Annotated in this window: 3 protein-coding genes; 1 reads left to right on the top strand and 2 read right to left on the bottom strand. The window is 40.8% G+C overall.

The window, feature by feature from the left end:
* Window positions 1-244 precede the first annotated feature (244 nt).
* Window positions 245-2,335: a cation:proton antiporter domain-containing protein gene (locus AB7E53_RS13590; RefSeq protein WP_446776272.1), complete on the top strand. Its 2,091-nt coding sequence runs from the start codon at window positions 245-247 to the stop codon at window positions 2,333-2,335.
* 127 nt (window positions 2,336-2,462) lie between these two features.
* On the opposite strand, the gene AB7E53_RS13585 is transcribed toward AB7E53_RS13590, so the two are convergent.
* A complete protein-coding gene (locus tag AB7E53_RS13585) occupies window positions 2,463-4,787 on the bottom strand; it encodes a carboxypeptidase regulatory-like domain-containing protein (protein WP_446776270.1) in 2,325 nt (774 codons plus the stop codon).
* A 251-nt stretch (window positions 4,788-5,038) separates the two neighbouring features.
* Window positions 5,039-6,331, bottom strand: coding sequence for a phosphopyruvate hydratase (gene eno / locus AB7E53_RS13580; RefSeq protein ID WP_446776268.1), 1,293 nt, complete (start codon window positions 6,329-6,331; stop codon window positions 5,039-5,041).
* Between the last annotated feature and the right edge of the window lie 383 nt (window positions 6,332-6,714).

Here is a 6,714-nt window from a genome sequence, read left to right as displayed (position 1 = left end):
AGCTTATAATCAGGCCGAAAAGAATAATTCGTGGTTAAAATACATGAAATAACCGGTTTGTTGAGTATTAATTTTCAATTTCACCGTATATCTATCATAAAGTAATCATTTTTACTTTCATATAATAATAGGTTCAATAGGGGAGCGAGCCGGCCAGTGATTGGTCGGCTCGCTTGTTTTGATATCTCAGTTTTTTTCTGTAACATTGTTCTGCAATAACATCAAATAATAAACCGGACTCCATATGAACCTTTCAATACTACTGGTAACAGGACTACCCATTGATAATCCTGTGCTAAAATTCCTGTTAATATTACTTATCATATTATTCGCCCCTCTGTTGCTCAACAGGTTGAGAATTCCTCATTTGCTGGGGCTGATAATTGCCGGAGCAATTGTGGGACCTTTTGGTTTTAATCTGATGGAACGCGACAGCAGTATTATTCTTTCGGGTACAGCCGGATTGCTTTATATTATGTTTTTGGCAGGATTGGAGATAGATCACGACGATTTTAAGAAAAACAGCCGTAAAAGTCTGGTATTCGGTATGTACACATTTCTGATTCCTATGACTTTAGGCATCATTACCGGGGTATACATACTCCAGTTTTCCTTGATATCATCGGTTCTGCTGGCCAGTATGTTCGCTTCGCATACCCTGATTGCCTTTCCTATTCTAAGCAAATTGGGGGTTACCAGAAATCGGGCGGTAACCATAACCATTGGTGGAACTATGATTACCGATACCCTTGCGTTACTTGTGCTTACGGTAATTGTTGAAATGTCCAAAGGGACAGTCGGCCCCTCTTTCTGGATTAAGATCCTTATTTCTCTTCTTATTTTCGGATCCATCGTATTGGGATTGTTTCCAATCATAGGGCGTTGGTTCTTTAAACGCTTTAACGACAATGTTTCACAATATATTTTTGTTCTGGTAATTGTATTTACCGGAGCATTTCTGGCCGAACTTGCAGGTATCGAACCTATTATAGGTGCGTTTCTGTCGGGGCTGTCCATGAACAGACTCATTCCCCGTACATCCGCTTTGATGAACCGTGTGGAGTTTGTTGGGAATGCCATCTTCATTCCCTTTTTCCTGATCGGAGTGGGTATGCTGATTAATTTCAGATCTTTCGTAAACTTCGAAACCATTAAGGTAGCGGTAGTGATGACGATTATAGCCACCCTTGCCAAATTTCTGGCAGCCTGGTTAACACAAAAGCAATTTAAATATACCAGAGACGAACGCGATATTATTTTTGGTTTGAGCAATGCACAAGCTGCCGCTACCCTGGCGGCTGTCATTGTAGGTTACAATGTAATTACCGGAACCGACAGCAACGGGGCACCCATCCGTTTATTGAACGAGGATGTGCTAAATGGAACAATCTTCATGATATTGGTTACATGTACGATCGCCTCTTTTGCTGCGCAGAGAGGGGCAAAGAATATTGCCCTGGAAGAATCGGCAGACAATGGGGATGCCGACGTTATGGAACGCGAACGGATTCTTATAACCGTAAGCAACGAGGAAACAGTAGACGATCTGGTGCAGTTGAGCGCCTCCATCAAGCAGAAGGGGAAAAAATCTCGGTTGTTTGCGCTGAATGTAATCAGTACCGACGATTACGATGATCAGGCCGATAAAGATGCCCGGAAGATTTTGGAGAAGGCAATTATCCATGCCTCTGCTACGGACAATCGTTTAAGCGACTTGCTAAGATATGATACGGATGTGGTAAACGCGATTACAAATACGATTAAAGAACAAAAAATTACCTATCTGATAATGGGATTACATCAGAAGAAGCAGATTACCGAATCCTTCCTGGGGAATCTTACCGAACGTTTGTTGCTGCAAAGTAATGCCACAACATTGATCTTTAAACCGATGCAACCCTTAGGCACTGTAAGCAGGTATTTGGTTATCGTACCGGACAAGGCCGAAAAAGAGCTCGGATTTCCTTTTTGGCTTCATAAAGTATGGAGTCTGGCAAAAAACACCGGTACTAAAATTGTCTTTTATTCATCTGCACATACCTTGAATCACCTGAAAGAAGTTTGCAGTAAACAGTCGGTTGGTACCGAATACAAAGAATTTGAAAACTGGGATAACTTCAATACATTAAATGCAGAGGTTAAAGTGAATGATAGTTTTCTTATTATAATGAGTCGTAAAGAGAATCCGTCTTATCACCCGGCCATGAACCGGATTCATCACTTCTTAAACAATCAGCATAATAAAACGGGATTCATTCTTATTTATCCGATGCAGTTAAGGGTTACAGACAACCTGAACAGAGACCTGGTAAACCCATCGTTGCTGCTTACCTGACAGCGATTGATTTTATCGTTTTTGCAGTCCGATCTAACGTCGTTTCAGCGTGTGTTATATCTAACAGGAAGGGCCGACCAATCACTGGCCAGCCTCTTCCCAAAAATTATTTACAACTTAAAAAATCTTATTTGCTGTTTGTAACTATACCCGAGTCGCTATCGCTGTTCTGAAGTTTCTTCTGAGCACTGGCATATTTTCTTCCGAAACTTAAGTTCCACGAAAACTGAACCATAACCAATCGGGAAGATTCATTGATGTAATTGGCTTTCTTAATGGTGGCATGCTGGGACCAGTTTTCGTTAACCACTTTATAGTTGTCGGAGAACGGATTGAATACACCAAGTCCGATTGAACAGTTCTTCATGTTATATTTTGCCTGTAGCAGATGATAGTTTTCGCCACCATATACATTTTCACCCCAGAACCAGTTCCAGTTACTTTGAATCTGAAACGCCAGCATCACCTTTTTGTAAACAAAGGATAAATCTCCTCTGTAGAACCAGTTCGTATACTCATGGTTGTAAGTGTTGCCATCACTCAGATAATGGTTTACCCCACCGGTTGCCGATACTTGCAAAAGGTCTTTCAAAGGCTTTACTTTTAAGGTTGTTTCCACGGAAAGACGTTGCCAGCTTTTCTGGTTGTCGAATGTATTGATAATCCGGTTCCCTTCAACAAACTTCTCATCCATGATGGCTTTGGGTCTGTATTCGTATGAGGACCACAGATTGGCGGTAAAGATACCTTTGCGGGCTTCTCCCGACAGATTTACCTGATACGATGTATAGGGCTGGAGCAATGGGTTTCCTCTTACTATCTGCAAGGAGTCGATCCGCTGGTCAACGGCGCTTAATTCCGACAAAGAGGGCTGATTGTTGTTAACACTTCCCTGAAGTCTTAAATAGGCGTTGGAAGGGAAATTGTATTGAAGTGTAAGACGTGGATTGAAAGTATAGGTCTCGTAACCATCGCCATCACCCTCCTGAAACGACCAGGCTCTTGTCCCGCCGATACCCAGATTGTATTCCAGATTCTTTAGTTTTCCTTTAAAAGAAATATAAGCGTAGGAGTCTGCTTGCCTCATTTCGGTTACATACCTTTTTCCGTTTGTATAGGTATTGTCCGAGAAAGCTTGTGAGTGCTTCAATCCGGCACTGAATGTTCCGGCTTTCATCTGTTTTTCATAAATGGATTCCGCAATGATTGAATACTTTTTTCCATCCACGTTATTCTGAATATCGGAAATTAAACTTCCGTTTTGATTTTCCTGATAGAAACGTCCCGATTTGGAACCGATGTAAGTGCCTACCACATTTACCACAAGTAATTGATTGGCCGGAAGTGTTTTCTGGAAATACAGGTCAAGCGATGGACGCTTGGTGGAAGCCGTTGTTTTGTCGGTCAGCTTCAGAATATCGTTGGGGCGATCCGTAAAATAAAGGTCGCTGTAATAGTCGAAATGATCTTGTTCGTTACCGAAATAACGGAATGTTGCATTCAGAACTGTCTTATCGTCTGGTTGATAATTGTATTGCATGGATGCATTTTGCCAATACATTCCTAAATGTCCCGGCTGACCTACCTCTTTTCTGTTAATTACTTTGCCATCTCCAAAATTGAATTTCTCTTCGTTTTCGCGCCACATCTGATAAAAATCACGTGTAGCAAGACGATACGAAAGTGAAAACTCTGATTTCTTATGATTAACCTTGGCCGACAACTGATCTTCTCCCCATACGGCATTGACCGCATTGGTAAAGTCGACCGACACATTACCTCCGGATACTTTTCGTTTTGTAATGTAATCCAATACAACAGCTGCATTTCCGTAACGTAAACCCGGGTTGTCGTGATATTCTATCTTTATGATATCTTCCGGGAGTAAGGCAATAACCTCTTCGTTTGTAGCGATAATACCGTTGATACGCAATTGCACCTCGCCACCGCCGGGAACTGAAAGTGTTCTTTGCAAGGCATTTACCTGTAAACGAGGCAAGGCAATCTGTTTCAGCAGTTCGATTCCATTGGATGATGCTTTCTTTTGCTTATCGGATGGAAAAACAATCTTGCGGTCGGAGTTGCTTTTCTCGTTGGATGCAGCAACTGTAACCTCATCAAGCAATACGCTGTGTTCCTCCAGTTCAAGGGAACCTAAGTTTACAACTTCATCAACACCCTGCAGAACAGTTTCGGATGTTTTATATCCTACACTAGAGACTACCAATCTATAGTCGCCCGGAACAATATTCTCAACCAGGAAATCTCCATTTATGTTGGAAGTAGCACCCCCAACAAATGTGGTGTCGGCAGTGGTAAGTACGATATTTGCAAATTCGAGCGGTGCTTTACTTTGTGCATCTGTAATTCGCCCGCTAATTTTAAGGCTCTGTGCAAAAATTAAACTTGCACAACAAAAGCAAAATAGGAATGTAAATAATAGCTTGTTCATATCTCTTCGATTTATTGTTCTTGTTTCTAGAGATAAGACGCATGCACTTTAGAAAGCGTTACAAAAATAAATGTTAAAATACACTACCTTGCATAACATTGTATTAAGTTTATGCAAGGATATTTCAAAAATGGAATTTTTATAAGACTAATATTATGATGTAAGATGTTTAAAGAGAAAAAGATACAAAAAAAGAGGGATCACTTTTACAAGAAATCCCTCTTCAGATATTTAAAATAAATTTTTACAAATTAGCAGCAAGATTTTTTCAATTTAGCATAACCATAAACTGCACGGCTACCTAATTCTTCCTCAATACGCAGAAGCTGGTTGTACTTAGCCATACGATCCGAACGGCTTAATGAACCTGTTTTAATCTGACCGGAATTGGTTGCAACGGCAATATCAGCAATTGTAGCATCTTCAGTCTCGCCGGAACGGTGAGAAGTAACTGAAGTGTAACCATTACGGTGAGCCATTTCGATAGCATCCAGCGTTTCGGTAAGTGTACCGATCTGGTTTACTTTGATAAGGATGGAATTACCACAACCTGTTTCAATTCCTTTCTTAAGGAAGTCTACGTTAGTTACAAACAAGTCGTCTCCTACCAGCTGACATTTGCTGCCAAGAGCTGTTGTAAGCTTCTTCCATCCGTCCCAGTCGCCTTCGTCCATACCGTCCTCGATAGAGTCGATAGGATATTTAGAAACCAATTCAGACAGGTAAGCAACTTGCTCGTCTGCTGTTCTTTTGGCACCCTTAGCACCTTCAAACTTTGAATAGTCGTAAATACCGTCTTTATAAAATTCGGAAGAAGCGCAGTCCAAAGCAATCGTTACATCCTTTCCTGGTTCGTAACCGGCAGCCTTGATAGCAGAAAGAATAGAGTTGAGAGCATCTTCCGTACCTTCCAGAACAGGCGCAAAACCACCTTCATCACCAACAGCTGTACTTAAACCTCTATCGTGAAGAACTTTCTTAAGAGCATGGAATACTTCGGCACCCATACGTAATCCTTCGCGGAAACTTGAAGCACCTACAGGGCGAATCATAAATTCCTGAAATGCAATAGGAGAATCGGAGTGCGAACCACCATTGATAATGTTCATCATCGGAACCGGCAATACATAGGCATTAGTACCCCCGATATAACGATACAATGGCAAATCAAGGTAATTGGCAGCAGCCTTCGCAACAGCCAATGAAACACCAAGCATTGCATTGGCACCTAAATTAGATTTCGTTTTGGTTCCATCCAATTCAATAAGTTTTCTGTCGATGGCTACCTGAAGAAGAGCATTATAACCCAAAAGAGCAGGAGCAATTACTTTGTTTACATTTTCTACAGCCTTGAGAACACCTTTACCACCGTAACGTTTTTTGTCTACATCACGTAGTTCGATGGCTTCGTTTTCGCCGGTAGAAGCACCCGAAGGGACAGCAGCGCGACCAAAAGCGCCGGATTCCAACCAAACATCAACTTCTACAGTAGGATTACCACGGGAGTCCAATACTTCACGTCCGATAATTTTTGCAATATTCATACTTTACTATTTTGAAATTAGTTATACTTATTCTACTGTAATATAACAAAGGCAGGGGGTGGAATGTTGGCAGAATTCAAAGAAAGATGGTATATTGAGTATGTAAAACAAGAGATATTATAGCAAGGTGTATAATAGATGGTTTTATTTGTGTGAGTCACTACATTTGGTTTAAAAAGTATATACATTTTGTATTAAATATTATATCATTTTAAGTCCAAAGATATATCTTTCAAGATTCAAAGATATAAGGAACAAAAAGAGGGTGTGTCAAAACAAAGTAATTGGCACATCCTCTTTCTTTTTTGTTTCGTTTTTCAAAAAAGCTTCAAGCCGCCCATTTTGGATTGATTTTTCTTTCGATTCGATTTTGATCGCTTATC

The organism is Macellibacteroides sp., assembly GCF_050251695.1.
GTDB classification, from domain to species: Bacteria; Bacteroidota; Bacteroidia; order Bacteroidales; family Tannerellaceae; genus Macellibacteroides; species Macellibacteroides fermentans.
This window is presented reverse-complemented; position numbering and strand designations above follow the sequence as displayed.